Source organism: Pseudomonas sp. MIACH (assembly GCF_001269925.1).
Classification (GTDB): domain Bacteria; phylum Pseudomonadota; class Gammaproteobacteria; order Pseudomonadales; family Pseudomonadaceae; genus Aquipseudomonas.
The window spans coordinates 16,577-31,704 of the sequence record NZ_LHVO01000015.1 but is presented as its reverse complement, the minus strand read 5'-3'; the positions used below and the strand labels follow the sequence as shown (position 1 = coordinate 31,704).

The 15,128-nt window shown below is 62.9% G+C and carries 15 protein-coding genes and 1 riboswitch; of the genes, 10 read left to right on the top strand and 5 right to left on the bottom strand.

Features of this window, described 5'->3' with window-relative positions; genetic code table 11:
• Positions 1–26 precede the first annotated feature (26 nt).
• From AD670_RS04970 to AD670_RS04960, 3 genes are all read left to right on the top strand, one after another.
• Positions 27–1,418, top strand: a complete 1,392-nt coding sequence (locus tag AD670_RS04970) for an aldehyde dehydrogenase family protein (RefSeq protein WP_053128819.1) — start codon at positions 27–29, stop codon at positions 1,416–1,418.
• 73 nt (positions 1,419–1,491) lie between these two features.
• Positions 1,492–2,934, top strand: coding sequence for an ATPase domain-containing protein (locus AD670_RS04965; protein ID WP_053128817.1), 1,443 nt, complete (start codon positions 1,492–1,494; stop codon positions 2,932–2,934).
• Between the two features lie 23 nt (positions 2,935–2,957).
• Positions 2,958–3,314 (top strand): response regulator, encoded by a 357-nt coding sequence (locus tag AD670_RS04960; RefSeq protein WP_053128816.1) that lies wholly within the window; start codon positions 2,958–2,960, stop codon positions 3,312–3,314.
• A 2-nt stretch (positions 3,315–3,316) separates the two neighbouring features.
• Here the strand turns inward: AD670_RS04960 and AD670_RS04955 are convergent, their stop codons facing one another.
• Both AD670_RS04955 and AD670_RS04950 read right to left on the bottom strand, forming a co-directional pair.
• Complete coding sequence (locus AD670_RS04955; protein WP_053128815.1) at positions 3,317–3,622, bottom strand: protealysin inhibitor emfourin; 306 nt, start codon at positions 3,620–3,622, stop codon at positions 3,317–3,319.
• A 14-nt stretch (positions 3,623–3,636) separates the two neighbouring features.
• Complete coding sequence (locus AD670_RS04950; protein WP_053128814.1) at positions 3,637–4,698, bottom strand: M4 family metallopeptidase; 1,062 nt, start codon at positions 4,696–4,698, stop codon at positions 3,637–3,639.
• 132 nt (positions 4,699–4,830) lie between these two features.
• Here AD670_RS04950 and AD670_RS04945 point away from each other — a divergent pair, with 132 nt between their 5' ends.
• The 4 genes from AD670_RS04945 to AD670_RS04930 all read left to right on the top strand — a co-directional run bounded on the left by AD670_RS04945 (position 4,831) and on the right by AD670_RS04930 (position 8,879).
• Entirely contained in the window at positions 4,831–5,760 is a 930-nt protein-coding gene (locus tag AD670_RS04945) for a DNA/RNA non-specific endonuclease (RefSeq protein WP_053128813.1), read from the top strand.
• Between the two features lie 36 nt (positions 5,761–5,796).
• Positions 5,797–5,991: riboswitch (cobalamin riboswitch) on the top strand.
• Positions 5,992–6,106: 115 nt separating this feature from the next.
• Positions 6,107–7,117 (top strand): ABC transporter substrate-binding protein, encoded by a 1,011-nt coding sequence (locus AD670_RS04940; protein WP_053128812.1) that lies wholly within the window; start codon positions 6,107–6,109, stop codon positions 7,115–7,117.
• Entirely contained in the window at positions 7,114–8,118 is a 1,005-nt protein-coding gene (locus AD670_RS04935) for an iron ABC transporter permease (protein WP_053128810.1), read from the top strand. The genes AD670_RS04940 and AD670_RS04935 overlap by 4 nt, the downstream gene beginning before the upstream one ends.
• Positions 8,115–8,879, top strand: coding sequence for an ABC transporter ATP-binding protein (locus tag AD670_RS04930; protein ID WP_053128809.1), 765 nt, complete (start codon positions 8,115–8,117; stop codon positions 8,877–8,879). The genes AD670_RS04935 and AD670_RS04930 overlap by 4 nt, the downstream gene beginning before the upstream one ends.
• A 350-nt stretch (positions 8,880–9,229) precedes the next feature.
• Here the strand turns inward: AD670_RS04930 and AD670_RS04925 are convergent, their stop codons facing one another.
• On the bottom strand, positions 9,230–10,297 hold the full coding sequence (locus AD670_RS04925) for an NAD(P)-dependent alcohol dehydrogenase (protein WP_053128807.1): 1,068 nt from the start codon (positions 10,295–10,297) through the stop codon (positions 9,230–9,232).
• 146 nt (positions 10,298–10,443) lie between these two features.
• On the opposite strand from AD670_RS04925, the gene AD670_RS04920 reads away from it, so the two are divergent.
• The 3 genes from AD670_RS04920 to AD670_RS04910 all read left to right on the top strand — a co-directional run bounded on the left by AD670_RS04920 (position 10,444) and on the right by AD670_RS04910 (position 13,637).
• Complete coding sequence (locus tag AD670_RS04920) at positions 10,444–11,340, top strand: VOC family protein (RefSeq protein ID WP_053128806.1); 897 nt, start codon at positions 10,444–10,446, stop codon at positions 11,338–11,340.
• Positions 11,337–12,728 (top strand): alginate export family protein, encoded by a 1,392-nt coding sequence (locus AD670_RS04915; RefSeq protein WP_053128804.1) that lies wholly within the window; start codon positions 11,337–11,339, stop codon positions 12,726–12,728. The genes AD670_RS04920 and AD670_RS04915 overlap by 4 nt, the downstream gene beginning before the upstream one ends.
• A gap of 90 nt (positions 12,729–12,818) precedes the next feature.
• A complete protein-coding gene (locus AD670_RS04910; protein ID WP_053128803.1) occupies positions 12,819–13,637 on the top strand; it encodes an alpha/beta fold hydrolase in 819 nt (272 codons plus the stop codon).
• A gap of 144 nt (positions 13,638–13,781) precedes the next feature.
• Here AD670_RS04910 and AD670_RS04905 read toward each other — a convergent pair whose 3' ends face one another.
• Together AD670_RS04905 and AD670_RS04900 are read right to left on the bottom strand one after the other, a co-directional pair.
• Positions 13,782–14,168 carry a DoxX family protein gene (locus AD670_RS04905; protein WP_053128802.1) on the bottom strand — a complete coding sequence of 129 codons (387 nt, stop codon included), beginning with the start codon at positions 14,166–14,168 and terminating at the stop codon, positions 13,782–13,784.
• A gap of 81 nt (positions 14,169–14,249) precedes the next feature.
• Complete coding sequence (locus tag AD670_RS04900) at positions 14,250–15,125, bottom strand: LysR family transcriptional regulator (RefSeq protein ID WP_053128800.1); 876 nt, start codon at positions 15,123–15,125, stop codon at positions 14,250–14,252.
• Between the last annotated feature and the right edge of the window lie 3 nt (positions 15,126–15,128).

Sequence of the window (15,128 nt, the reverse complement as noted above, 5' to 3'; positions counted from 1 at the left end):
TTCCACACATTCAGCCGGACGGTGCCATGAACGCTATTTCTCACCAGACCCACGCCCTGTCGATCAACCCCGCCACCGGCGAAACAGTCGGCAGCTACCCCTACGAAACCGCCTCGCAACTGGACGCCGCCCTCGACCGTGCCACCGCAGCCTTCCGCACCTGGCGCCGCCAGCCGGTCAGCCAGCGTGCCGAATTGCTGCAGGCCCTGGCCGGCGCCCTGCGCGATCAAGCCGAAGAAATGGCGCAGATGATCACCCTGGAAATGGGCAAGCCCATCACCCAGGCGCGTGCCGAAATCGAAAAATGCGCCCAGCTCAGCGAGTGGTACGCCACCCACGGCCCGGCCATGCTGGCCCCGGAGCCTACTCTGGTAGACAACGGCAGCGCCCAGATCGAATACCGCCCGCTGGGCCCGATCCTCGCCGTGATGCCGTGGAATTTCCCGGTGTGGCAAGTGCTGCGCGGCGCCGTGCCAACCCTGCTCGCTGGCAATACCTACGTGCTCAAACACGCGCCGAACGTGATGGGCAGCGCCTACCTGATGAAAGCGGCGTTGCAGAAAGCCGGTTTCGCTGAAGGTCTGTTCGAAGTGATCAACGTCACCCAGGACGGCGTGTCCCAGGCCATCGCTGACCCGCGCATTGCCGCCGTGACCCTCACCGGCAGCGTGCGCGCCGGCATGGCCATTGGCTCCCAGGCCGGCGCCGCGCTGAAGAAATGCGTGCTGGAACTGGGCGGCTCCGACCCTTTCATCGTGCTCAACGACGCCGACCTCGACGCCGCCGTGCAGGCCGCCGTGATCGGCCGCTTCCAGAACAGCGGCCAAGTTTGCGCCGCCGCCAAGCGCCTGATCATCGAAGCGGGCGTGGTGGACGCCTTCACGGCCAAGTTCGTCGCAGCCAGCCGCGCGCTGGTGATGGGCGACCCGACATCGGCCAGCACCTACGTCGGCCCGATGGCGCGCTTCGACCTGCGCGACGAGCTGCACGGCCAGGTCCAGGCCACCCTCGAAGAAGGCGCCACCCTGTTGCTGGGCGGCCACAAAGTCGCCGGTGCCGCCAACTACTATGCGCCGACCGTACTGGCCGACGTCACCGACCAGATGACCTCGTTCAAACAGGAACTGTTTGGCCCCGTGGCCTCGATCATCACCGCCCGCGACGCCGACCACGCCGTGGCCCTGGCCAATGACAGCGAGTTCGGCCTCACCGCCAGCATCTTCACCACCGACCCGGCCAAGGCCCGCGACATCGCCAACCAGCTGGAAACCGGCGGGATCTTCGTCAATGCGTTCAGCGTGTCCGACCCACGGGTGGCGTTTGGCGGCGTGAAGAAGAGCGGGTTTGGGCGCGAGTTGTCGCATTTTGGCGTACGCGAATTCTGCAATGCACAGACCGTGTGGCTGGATCGCAAGTAGCAGCAGTGAACAAATGGCGTTAGCATTCTGTCCACTCGGCTTAACAGCATGTTTTTAGGGTCAGGATCGCACTGTGGAAAAGCTAAATCGCCTTCAAAGCGGAATCGAAGGGCTGGACGCTCTGCTCAAGGGAGGGCTGGTGTCTGGGGCGTCCTATATCATTCAGGGTCGCCCCGGCTCAGGTAAAACCATCCTTGCCAACCAGCTGGGGTTTAATCACGCGCGCAATGGAGGCCGAGTCCTGGTTGCCACGCTGTTGGCGGAATCCCACGACCGCCTTTTCCAGTTCCTCTCTACCCTGAGCTTTTTTGACGCCTCCCGTGTGGGCGCCGAAATCCAGTTTGTCAGCGCCTTTGACACCCTGGAAAACGAAGGCCTCGATGAAGTGGTCAAGCTGCTCAGGCGTGAGATCAGCAGGCAGAGGGCCACTGTCATGGTGGTGGACGGCTTGTTGAACGCGCGTTCCAAGGCCGACTCGCCGATCGACACGAAAAAATTCATTTCCGAACTGCAAGGGCATGCCGCCTTCGCCGGTTGCACGGTGTTGTTCCTCACCAGCTCACGCCTGGACGACGGCAGCCCCGAGCACACCATGGTCGATGGCGTGATCGAAATGGGCGAGGAACTGTTCGGTACCCGTTCCGTGCGCCGTATCCAGTTGCGCAAGACCCGCGGCAGCGGCGCGCTCACCGGCCTGCACGAGTGTGAAATCAACGACGACGGCCTGGTGGTGTATCCGCGCCTGGAAAGCCTCTATGGCCGTCCGTCCGCGCCCGACAGCGCCGACCTGACGCGCATCGCCAGCGGTATCGGCTCGTTGGACGGCATCCTCGGTGGCGGGCTGCACAGTTCCAGCGTGACCCTGGTCATGGGGCCGTCGGGCATCGGCAAGACCACCCTGGGCCTCAAGTTCCTCTCGGAATCGACGGTAGACGCCCCCGGCCTGCACTTCGGCTTCTACGAAAGCCCTCAGCGCCTGCGGCTCAAAGGCCAATCCCTGGGCATCGATATCCAGAAGATGGAAGACAGCGGCGCACTGACCATCGCCTGGCAGCCCACCACCGAAGGCCTGCTGGACGGCCTTGGCGCGCGATTGCTGCGCCTTGTCGAGGAAAAGGGCATCAAGCGCCTGTTCATCGACAGCTTGAGCGGCATGACCCGCGTCTCTAACAACCCGGCGCGAATCACCGATTTCTACAGCGCCCTGATGAACGAGCTGCGCGCCAGGGGCGTCACGGTCTTTGCCACGTGGGAGATGCATGATTTGTTCGGCTCGGAGGTCACTTCCCCCGCGTCTGAACTGTCGAGCATTGCCGACAACCTCATGCTTATGCGTTTCTTCGAGATTCAGTCTGAACTTAGAAGGACGCTTTCCATTCTTAAGGTCAGAGACAGCTTTTATGACCCCTCATTGTTGGAGGTGGTAATCCGTGACCAAGCCGTTGACTTAAGAAAGGTCTCAACAAATGCCCCCTCAGTTGCATCCAATTCAGCGCTGCCTGGTTCAGCTCTTTAAGTCTTCGGGTAGGTTGAATTGACATGGCCACTATCCTGGTCGTCGATGACGAGTACTTGATCGCCGATATCCTTGCCTATGCACTGGAAGATGAGGGGTTCATGGTCGTCACAGCTGGCAATGGGAAAAAAGCGCTGGAGGTGCTGGAGCGAGAACGGCCGTCGCTGATCATCACCGATTTCATGATGCCGGTGATGGACGGTGAGGAGTTCGCCGAAGCGGTGCGTGCACTGCCGGCCGTCAAGCACCTGCCGATTATTCTGATCAGCGGCGCGCAGGCCCATATCGGCATGCAGCGCTCGGACCTGTTCGATGCGGTGCTGGACAAGCCGTTCGACATCGACAAAATCATTACCAAGGTGAAGGATCTGCTGGCGTGACCTCAACTGCGGATATGCCGGCGCACACACTGCACCAGCCCATCCAGCGCCTGCGACTTCACCGGCGCGAGCACGCACACCGTATGTTCCTGCTGGCCTTCTTTCACGGTCAGGGTGTAATGCACCTGGCCCGGCTTTCCGGGTTCTGGCGCGGTGCTTTGCGGCAACTGAAAGAAGTTTGAAGCCTCGATCAGTTGCCGCAACTCTTGCTGGTCCGGCTCGGGCAACGTATTCAACTCCACCGTACGAGGTGTGGCCAAACCCGGAAAAAACGCCGGTCCGCCGTTTTCCTTGATCGATATTTTCATGGCTGTTCCTCACGTCAGACGTTAATGCCAACCGCTTTCCAGCCCTCCTTGACCGCCTTGTGCTCATCCTTATTCGCGCCGTAGAGACGACCGGCTATATCGTAGGTTATACGCGCGAAACGCAAAAACCCCGAGTTCGGCCGCAACCGTGCATCGCGCAGCGCGTCATACCAGATACGCCCTGCTCGCTCCCAGGCGAACCCGCCCAACCTGGTCGCCACTTGATAGAACGCATGGTTGGGAATCCCGGAATTGATATGCACCCCGCCATTGTCATCGTAGGTCTGGACAAAATCATCCATATGCCCCGGCTGAGGGTCCTTGCCCAGCAGCTTGTCATCAAACGCGGTACCGGGGGCCTTCATCGAACGCAGCGCAGACCCTTTGATCTTTTTGGTGAACAGCCCTTTGCCGATCAACCAATCGGCGTCTTCGGCCGTTTGCTTCAACGCATACTGCTTGATCAGTGAGCCGAACACGTCTGAGAGCGACTCGTTGAGCGCGCCGGACTGATTGAAATACATCAGCTTGGCCTCGTCCTCCGTGACGCCGTGGGCCAATTCATGGCCAATCACGTCGAGGGCCACGGTGAAGCGGTTGAACAACTGCTCATCGCCATCACCAAACACCATCTGGGTCGAGTTCCAGAACGCATTGTTATAGTTCTGGCCAAAGTGAACGGTGGCGTCCAGCGCCATGCCGGCATCGTCGATGGAGTTGCGGTCGAACACCTCTTCGAAAAAATCGAACGTGGCACCCAGGCCGTCATAAGCTTCGTCCACGGCGGCGTCGCCACTGGCGGGCTGGCCTTCACCCCGGATCAGCTTGCCCGGCAGGCTGTCGGTGCCTTCGGCGCTGTAGATCGAGCGCCGTTTACCAGCGCCCATGACCAGGGCCATGTGGGCCGGCCCCTTGGCAGGCACTGCGACCATGCGCAGCGAGCGGAACGTGCTGTCCTTGGCGCGGGTGCGCAGCGCGATTTCGCGTTGGGCCTTATCACCGTGACGCGCGATCTGGTCGAGCATGTACGGCGGGATCAGGCAGAAAATCGGATTGCGGTAGTGGCGATCACACATGGGCTGGCTCCATTTTTGGCGTGTGGTGAAGCTCCAGGTAACCGCTTGAGGATAGCCCCCAGGGGGTTAACGCGTGTCATCAATTGTCATCAACCTATGTTGCAGTCGTGTTTATCCAAGGAGGACTTACCCATGCCAGCCCGTAAAGCCAAAATCGACCTTGCGCACCGCCCAAGACTCGCCGATCTGCGCCCGTTGATCGCGCCCCCCCCCACGCTGATGGAGGCCCGGGCGGCGGCGCCCCGTGTCACCGCCGCCAAGGATCTAAAGGACCGGCGCGGCTATGCAGCAGACTTTCTCAGCAGCTTCGTGGTGCCCTGGCCCACGGCAGACGAGGCGTTGGCGGATGACGTAGAACCCCTGCGCCTGGACTACACGCATTTCTCGGTGACGATGTCGCGTTCCCGACGACTGGCGCTCTACGTCGGCGTGAATATCGACGGCGGGCAGCATGTGGAGATTATCCGCAGCAATGACACGTGGGCCTACGATGGTCGCCTGCCGATCAGCGCGCAGGTGGGCGAAGCGCTCTACACCAACAACGGCCTGGATCGTGGGCACCTGGTGCGCCGCCAAGACCCCAACTGGGGCGACGAGGCAAAAACCGCCAACCTCGACACCTTCCACTTCACCAACTGCTCGCCGCAGATGAGCGGGTTCAACCAGAAGACCTGGCTGGAACTGGAAGACTACATCCTCGATAACACGCAACGCTGGAAAGCCCGGGCCACGGTGTTCAGCGGCCCGGTGTTCGCCGACGACGATCGCCTCTACCGTGGCATCCGAATCCCCAAGGCGTTCTGGAAAGTGGTGGCCTACCTCAGCGACGACGGCAAGCCCTGCGCCAGTGCCTACATGATCGACCAAAGCCGCGAACTGGGTCAGCTCGACCTGATGTTCGGCCAGGTCAGGACCTACCAGCGCAGCGTGATCCAGATCGAACAATTGACCGGTATCCGCTTCGCCAACCTGGCGGACTACGACGGCTTCAGCAACGAGGAGCGCGCCACCGGGACGCGAATTGAAGCGCTGATCCAGGGCCCTGAGGATATTCGTGTCTGACTGGGCGCCCCTCGGGCTGTATCGCCTCGCCCTAATCAACTACCATACCGCGCCGGTTCCCAAACGGGACTAATAGGGAATCCGAAGCGCGGTATGCCGCGTCAATCGGAACTGCCCCCGCAACTGTAGATGCCGAGCCTGCTCCCCACTGCCACTGGACCACGTCCGGGAAGGCCGGAGCGTGGCGACGACGCATCAGTCAGGAGACCTGCCGGCCCAGCAAAATCACTAACCGGCGGGGTGTCCGGGAAGGACATCCTTACCTGCCCGACCGGCAGTGTTCGAGGGCGTATTTCCGAACTGTACCTCCCCTGTTCCCACGTACGGTTCACACGGAGATTGCCTCATGCTGCCACGCGTTACCGCCCTGATCAGTGCCCTGGGTTTCTGCGCCCTGGCCCAAGCCGCGCCAACTCAGTACCCGCTTACCCTGGAAAACTGCGGCAGCACCCTCACCTTCCAGCAGGCCCCCGCGCGCAGCGTGACCATTGGCCAGGCCGCCACGGAAATGCTCTATGCCCTGGGCGTAGGCGACCGTGTGGTGGGCACCTCGCTGTGGTTCAACAACGTGTTGCCACAGTACAAAGCACAGAACGATGGCATCGAGCGCCTGGCCAACAACGAGCCCAGCTTCGAAGCGGTAATCGCCAAGCGCCCGCAACTGGTGGCCGCCGAGCTGGAATGGGTGGTGGGCCCGCAGGGCGTGGTCGGCACCCGCGAGCAGTTCCACGACCTGAAGATCCCCACCTACCTGCTGCCCTCCGACTGCGAAGGCAAGGACAACCTGGTGGGCGCCGACGGCACGCGGCTGGAGCCGTTCCGTATCGAGACGATCTACAAGAGCATCAGCCAGCTGGCGCAGATTTTCGACGTACAGGATCGCGGCCAACACCTGAACGACGAACTCAAGGCGCGCCTGGCCAAATCCGTGGCCACCGTGCAGAGCAAAGGCCTCAAGCAGGCCAGCGCGCTGGTGTGGTTCTCCAGTTCCGAAATGGCCAGCGACCCGTACGTGGCGGGTCACAAGGGTATTCCGGAGTTCATGCTCGAAACCCTCGGCCTGCACAACGTGGTGCAATCCGATGAAGAATGGCCCGCCGTCGGCTGGGAAACCATAGCCAAGGCCAACCCGACCTTCCTGGTGATCGCCCGCATGGACCGCCGCCGCTATCCCGCCGACGACCATGAAAAGAAACTCGCTTTCCTGCGCAGCGACCCGGTCACGCGCAACATGGACGCGGTGAAAAACAACCGCATCATCATCCTCGACGCCCTGGCGCTGCAGGCCAGCATCCGCACGTTCGATGGCCTGGAACAACTGGCCACGGCCATCGACGGCTACGACCTGCCGAAATGATCCGGACCTTACTCGCCCTGGCGCTATTGCTGATCGCCGTGCTCGCCGGCGTGGCCATTGGTGAAACCGCCATCGATCCGCTGGTGGTGCTGCAGGTGCTCGCCAACAAACTGTGGGCAGCCGGTTACGTGCTGGACCCGATCGATGAAGGCGTGGTGTGGAACTACCGCCTCACCCGCGCCCTGGTTGCCGCCGCCTGCGGTGCAGGGCTGGCCACCTGCGGGGTGATTTTGCAGTCATTGCTGCGCAACCCGCTGGCCGATCCGTACCTGCTGGGTATCAGCGCCGGCGCCTCGACCGGCGCGGTGTTGGTGGCGCTGATGGGCGTGGGCGGCGGGCTGATTTCACTCTCGGCCGGTGCCTTTGTCGGCGCGATGGCGGCGTTCGCCCTGGTGATCTTGCTGGCGCGGGCCAGCGGTTCGTCCAGCGGCACCGGGCAGATCATCCTCGCAGGCATCGCCGGGTCACAGCTGTTCAATGCGCTCACGGCGTTCCTGATCACCAAGTCCGCCAGCTCCGAACAGGCGCGCGGCATCATGTTCTGGCTGCTGGGCAACCTCAGCGGCGTGCGCTGGCCGTCGGTGTGGCTGGCAGTGCCGGTGGCGGTCACGGGCTTGGTGGTGTGCCTGTGGCATCGGCGCGCGTTGGATGCGTTCACCTTCGGCACCGACTCGGCCGCGTCCCTGGGCATCCCGGTGCGCCGCGTGCAGTTTGTGCTGGTGGGGTGCGCGGCGCTGGTGACGGCGGTGATGGTGTCGATTGTCGGCTCCATCGGTTTTGTCGGCCTGGTGATCCCCCACGCGGTGCGCCTGTTGCTCGGCACCGGGCATTCGCGCCTGCTGCCGGCCAGTGCGCTGGGCGGCGCGTTATTTTTGATTGCGGCCGATGTGTTGTCGCGCACCTTGATCAAGGGCCAGGTGATTCCGGTCGGCGTGGTGACGGCGCTGGTGGGCGCGCCGGTGTTTGCACTGATCCTGATTGGCCGGAGGAATGCGCGATGAGCGTACTGAGTTGCACCGGCCTGGGCTTCAAGGTGCGCGAGGCCGAGTTGCTGCGCGATATTCACCTGGAGGTTCAATTGGGTGAAACCCTGGGGATTGTCGGGCCGAACGGCTCCGGCAAATCCACCCTGCTCAAACTGCTCGCCGGCTTGCGCACACCGGCCAGCGGCGACGTGCGCCTGGGCGGCCAACGCCTGGGCGACCTGTCCCGCCGCGCCATCGCACAACAGCTGGCGGTGGTGGAACAACAGGCCGACACCGACGACGCCATCCGCGTGTTCGACGCCGTCGCGCTGGGCCGTACACCGTGGCTGTCAGCGCTGAGCCCGTGGTCCGGCGAAGACGACGCCATCGTGCGCCAGGCCCTGCATGATGTGGATGCCACCCACCTGAGCCACCGCGCCTGGCGCAGCCTCTCCGGCGGCGAGCGCCAGCGCGTACACATCGCCCGCGCCCTGGCGCAACGGCCGCAGATCCTGTTGCTGGATGAGCCGACCAATCACCTGGACATCCAGCATCAACTGGCGATTTTGAAAGGCGTGCAAGGGTTGCCGGTGACCACCCTCATCGCCCTGCATGACCTGAATCAAGCGCTGACCTGTGATCGCCTGGCCGTGCTGGATCGTGGGCGCCTGGTAGCGCTGGGCAAGCCGCTGGACGTGCTGACGCCGGAGCGCTTGCGGGAGACATTCGGGGTGCAGGCGCATTACCTGACGGACCCGTTCGATGGGGCGCAGATACTGCGGTTGCGTCCTAACTGAACACCACAATATCGACTCCACCCGAGATCCTAATGTGGGAGGGGCTTGCCGCCGATAGCTGTGTGCCAGTCGACACTGCTATCGGGCATAGGTATCTACGCACCGTTGGCTGAACGCTGGGCAGATAGGGCTGTTGTGGCGAGCGGGCTTGTCCCGCGTTGGGCTGCGCAGCAGCCCCAAAACCAGCCTCTACAGAGTGTCTGATACACCGCGTTCTTCTTTCCTGGGGCTGCTGCGCAGCCCAACGCGGGGCAAGCCCGCTCGCCACAGTTACAGTGTTTCTCCTTGACTGACTGGCATTAGGGCAAGCCCCCCTCCTACATTGCCCCCAGTGTTTCCCGGAGCAGTTTTCAAGCCGCGTGGCTTTCCTTTTTCAAGCTCTCCATATCGATCACGAACCGATACTTCACATCGCCCTTGAGCATGCGCTCATACGCTTCGTTGATGCCCTGGATGTCGATCATTTCCACGTCCGAGACAATCCCGTGCTTGGCGCAGAAGTCGAGCATGTCCTGGGTCTCCTGGATGCCGCCGATCAGCGAGCCGGCCAGGCTGCGGCGTTTGAAGATCAGGTTGAATACGGTTGGCGACGGGTGCGGGCTGTCGGGGGCGCCGACCAGGGTCATGGTGCCGTCGCGCTTGAGCAGGTTGAGGAACGCATCGAGGTTATGCGGTGCGGCGACGGTGTTGAGGATGAAGTCCAGGCTGTTGGCGACCTTGGCCATTTCGTCCGGGTTCTTCGACACCACCACTTGATCGGCGCCCAGGCGCAGGCCGTCTTCGCGCTTGTTGGGTGAGGTGGTGAACAGCGTGACATGGGCGCCCATGGCGTGGGCGATCTTCACCGCCATGTGCCCCAGGCCGCCCAGGCCCACCACACCGACCCTCTTGCCAGGCCCGACCTTCCAGTGATGCAGCGGCGAGTAAGTGGTGATGCCCGCACACAACAACGGCGCGACGGCGGCCAGGTTGGAATCGTCGTGGGAGATGCGCAGCACGAACTTCTCCTTGACCACGATGTTGTCCGAGTAACCACCAAAGGTATTTTCACCGCCGAACACCGGGCCGTTGTAGGTGCCGGTAAAACCGCTCTCGCAGTATTGCTCCTCGCCCTCGGCGCACGAGGCGCAGTGCTGGCAGCTGTCGACCATGCAGCCGACACCGGCGAGGTCGCCGACCTTGAATTTCTTAACATTGCCACCCACCGCCGTCACGCGACCGACGATTTCGTGGCCGGGGACCGACGGGTAAAGGGTGTTGTTCCACTCGTTGCGCGCGGTGTGCAGGTCGGAGTGGCACACGCCGCAATAGAGAATGTCGATCTGGACATCGTCCGCCCCCGGCGCGCGGCGCTCGAAGGTAAACGGCTTGAGGGCATCCTTGGCGTTCTGGGCGGCGTAGCTGTAAGTCTTGGCCATTTCGTTCACCTGTGTGATCTGACGGTAGAGGTCAGTGGACCAGCATAGACGCTGAACCGTTCAACCGAGCACGCCTATACAATTTCCATCGCGTCCCTGCCCCTAACCTCACGGCTTCAATCACGTAGAAGTGTTGGAGAGTGGGCATGCGTAGCAAAGCAATCAAGGTATCTGTGGCATTGACGCTGCTGGCGAGCGCAATGATGGGCAATGCCTTCGCGGCGACCCCGAGCGTGGCCGTGGCGCCGCAATACGACACCAGCCACGTCTATGTGGCCCCGGCGGATGTGGACCGTTTCGCCCAGAGTTTCCTCGCCACCTTTGGCGGCAAAAGCACGCCCCAAGTGGTGGTGAACGTGCTGCCGGTGCCGAGCAGTACCACCTCGCAACTGCTGCAGACGCCGGCGGGCACGGTGTCGCTGTTCGGTTTCACCACGCCCATCCCGCACCCCTTCGGCCAGGAACGCAACGGCTACCTGGTCAAGGACATGGACGCGGCACTCAAAGCCGCGCGAGAAAACGGCGCCGCCGTTATCGTCAGCGACTTCCCGGACCCGATCGGGCGTGACGCCGTGGTGCAATGGCCGGGTGGCGTGAACATGCAGCTCTACTGGCATACCAAGACCCCGGACTACGCGGCATTCCAGACCGTGCCGGAAAACCGCGTGTACCTGTCCACCGATCGCGCTGACGCCTTTATCAAAGCGTTCCTGGGCTTCTCCCACGGCAAGGTCCTGGCCGATGACAAACACGCGCCCGGCGTCGATGTGGGTCAAGCCACTGGCACTTACCGTCGCGTCGATATCGAGTCGCCATTTGGGCGCATGGCGGTGCTGGTCACCAACGGCCAACTGCCCTACCCCTTCGGCCACGAGACCACCGGTTATCAAGTGCCTGACCTGACGGCAACGTTGGGCAAGGCCACCGGCTCGGGCGCCAAGGTCTTGGTGCCGGCCTTTGACAGCAAGGGTCGTCGCAGCGCCGTGGTTGAATTCCCCGGCGGCTACGTCGCGGAAATTCACCAGCTCCACGCCGCAAAATGATTCGCCGCACAGGCTGGGGCCTGGCCGTGCTGTGGCCGCTGCTGCTCGGCAGCGCCCACGCCGCCGATCAACCGACACGCCCGGCCATCAAGACCAACCGCTGGCAGGAGGACTGGTCGGTGCTCAAGGATCCGGCGTTGCGCACGCAGCCGCTGGACAGCTTGAAGTACATCCCGCTGTCCAGCGCCAACCCGTTCACCTATTTGTCATTGGGGGCGACGTTGCGCGAGCGCTTCGAGATGAACGATGCCAGTGGTTTTGGGGTGAAGGACGTGAAGCGTGATCGCTACCTGATCCAGCGCTTCCAGGTGCACGCCGACCTGCACTTGAACGAACACTGGCGGCTCTTCACCCAACTCGAAGATGTACGCGCCTACGACAAGACCACGGTCGGCGGCGCCGATCAGAACCGCGTCGATTTGCGCCTGGCCTTTGCCGAATACGTCAACGCTTTCGCCAGTGGCACGCTCAAGGCGCGTGTCGGGCGCCAGGACTTCGCCTTCGACTTGCAGCGTTTCATCTCATCGCGGGACGGCCCGAATGTGCGGCAATCCTTCGATGCGCTGTGGGCCGATTGGGAGACGTCCAACTGGCGCTTTATCGGGATTGCCAGCCAGCCGGTGCAGTATCAGGACGGGCGGCACTTCGACGACAAATCCAACAGTGACGCGCGCTTCCACATGCTGCGGGTCGAGCGGCTGGTGGGGGGCAAGAATGAGCTGTCGGCCTACTACGGCGTGTACGAGCGCAGCGCCGCGCACTATCTGGATGCGGACGGAGATGAAACCCGCCATCTGTTCGACGCACGCCTGGGCGGTGCGGCCGAGGGGTTCGACTGGGACATTGAAGCCATGCTGCAAAGCGGCTCGGTGGGCAGCAAGGATATTCGCGCCTGGGCCGGCGGCAGCCGCACCGGCTACACCTTCGACAGCCTGGCGTGGAAACCGCGCATCGGCCTGCAGCTGGACATTGCCTCGGGCGACCGCCAGACCGGGGACGGCACCGTCGGCACGTTCAACCCGCTGTTCCCCAACGGCTACTATTTTTCCCTGGCCGGCTATACGGGCTACAGCAACCTGATTCACGTCAAACCGTCGATCACCGTCAAGCCCATCGACAAGCTCAGCGTGCAGACCGCCGTCGGCCTGTTGTGGCGCCAGACCACCAGCGACGCGGTGTACACCCAGCCAAACCTGCCGGTCGCAGGCACCGCAGGCCAGGGTGAACGCTGGACCGGTGCCTATGGTCAGCTGCGTACCGATTATGTGTTTACGCCGAACCTCACCGGCGCGGTTGAAGCAGTGCACTACGCGGTCGGCCGCACCTTGCGCGATGCCGGCGGCGATGACAGCAATTACCTGGGGGTCGAGCTCAAGTTCAGTTGGTGACCCCAGGCAAGCACACCCGTACAAGCCCCCGGCCCGGTTTCGGGCAATAGTGAGGCTGGTTTTTCAGTCCCTCAAATCAAGGAGTTTTCCATGAGCACATTCGTTGCCAAAGACGGTACCCAGATCTACTTCAAGGATTGGGGCAGCGGTAAGCCCGTGCTGTTCAGCCACGGCTGGCCGCTGGATGCCGACATGTGGGAATACCAGATGGAATACCTGAGCAGCCGTGGCTTTCGCACCATCGCGTTCGACCGCCGTGGCTTTGGTCGCTCGGACCAGCCGTGGACCGGCAACGACTACAACACCTTCGCCGACGACATCGCGCAGTTGATCGAACACCTGGACCTCAAGGACGTGACCCTGGTGGGTTTCTCCATGGGCGGCGGCGACGTGGCCCGCTACATCGCACGCCACGGCAGTGCACGCGTGGCCGGCCTGGTGCTGTTGGGCGCAGTGACGCCGATCTTCGGCCAGAAGCCCGATTACCCCCAGGGCGTGCCGACCGAAGTGTTCGACGGCATCAAGGCCGGGTTGCTGAAAGACCGTGCGCAGTTCATCGCGGACTTCAACACGCCGTTCTTCGGCATCAACAAGGGCCAGGTCGTTTCCGAAGGTACGCTGACCCAGACCCTGCAGATCGCCATGCTGGCGTCCCTCAAGTCGACCGTGGATTGCGTCACCGCCTTCTCCGAGACCGACTTCCGCCCGGACATGGCCAAGATCGACGTGCCGACCCTGGTGATCCACGGTGACGGCGACCAGATCGTGCCGTTCGAGACCACCGGCAAGGTAGCCGCCGAGATGATCAAGGGCGCCGAGCTGAAGGTGTACAAGGATGCGCCGCACGGTTTTGCCGTGACCCACGCTCAGGCCTTGAACGAAGACCTGCTGGCGTTCCTGCAGCGCTGAAACACCCGCTCCTTTGGCCGGCACGCCACTCCCCCTGTAGGAGCGAGCTTGCTCGCGAAGATCGTCAACGATGACGCAGTAAATCAGATTTAACGCGTCGCTATCGAGTTCTTCGCGAGCAAGCTCGCTCCTAAAGGGGTTGGTTTACCCGGCCTTTTTTTCCAGTGCCAGGCGCCCTGGTCCGGCAATCAGGATGCTGGTGAAAATGATCAACAGCAGCCAGCCGAATTGCCCTTCCAGCAACGTCCACTCCGGATGCACCACCACCATCGCGATCAACAGCACCGCCAGAATCGGCAGGCACGCCAGGCGCACCAGCACCCCGGCGATGATCAGCAGCGGGCACAGCACTTCGGCGAAAATCGCCAGCAGCAAGGTGACATGGGCGCCGAGGTGAAACGGGTCTTCGATCAGCTTCAACTGCTCGCTGTAGTTGAGCAATTTGGGCAAGCCATGCACCCACAGCAGGAACAACGCCCCGCTGCCCCGCAGAAACAGCAGCCCCAGGTCCTGGTGTCTTGATTCGTTCATATGCGCTCCGGTTGGTTGACACGTTATCGACGTCGATTGTGTCCACAGAGCGGTACGCACGCTTGCAACCGTGTGCTGACCTCACTCCCCGGTGCCGGCAAACCCCGCGACGATTTCATCGATCACCGCCCGTACCCGCGCGGTGTGGCGCAGGTCGGCGTGGGTCACCAGCCAGACGTCGTAGGGCAACGGCCGCGTGCGCGCGGGCCACAGGCGCACCAGCCCGTCGCGCTCGCCGGTGAGGATCGGGATTTCGCCGATGCCGATCCCGGCGGCGATGGAGCGGCGCACCAGCAGGCTGGAACTCAGGGCGGCAACGATGCGCCCACGGCCCAGGGGTTCGGAGACCAGGGTCATGTCCTTCTGGGTTTGCAGGTACGGTTGATAGACCACGAGGTCATGCCCTTCAAACAGGCTGCCCGGCTCCGGTGCGCCCTGGCGATCGATATAAGCCTGGGACGCAAACAACCCCACCGGCCAGCGCGCGAGACGCCGGGCAATCAGGTCGGGGCTGTCCGGGCGCGTGTTGCGCACGGCGATGTCGGTTTCGCGTTTGGCCAGGCTCAGGAACTGGGTCGACGCATCCAGCTGCACGCGCACATCGGGGTGCTGGGCGTGCAGGCGCGCAATCGCGGGAATCAGGAAGTCGGTGGCCAGGGAGTCGGTGGTGCTGACGCGTACGGTGCCGGTCAGGCGGTCATCCAGGCCCTGGATCTGGCGCTCCAGGTCGAGCGCCGAGCGTTCCATTTTTTCCACCGAGAGCAACGCGGCCTCGCCGACGGCGGTCAGTGCGTAGCCTTCGGAGGTGCGCAGGAACAGCGTTGCACTCAGGGACTTTTCCAGGGCATTGACCCGTCGGCCCACGGTGGCCTGGTCGACGCCCAATACCCGTGCGGCACCGCGCAGTGTCGACTCGCGGCAGACTGCCAGGAACACCCGTGCATCATCCCAATTCATGCT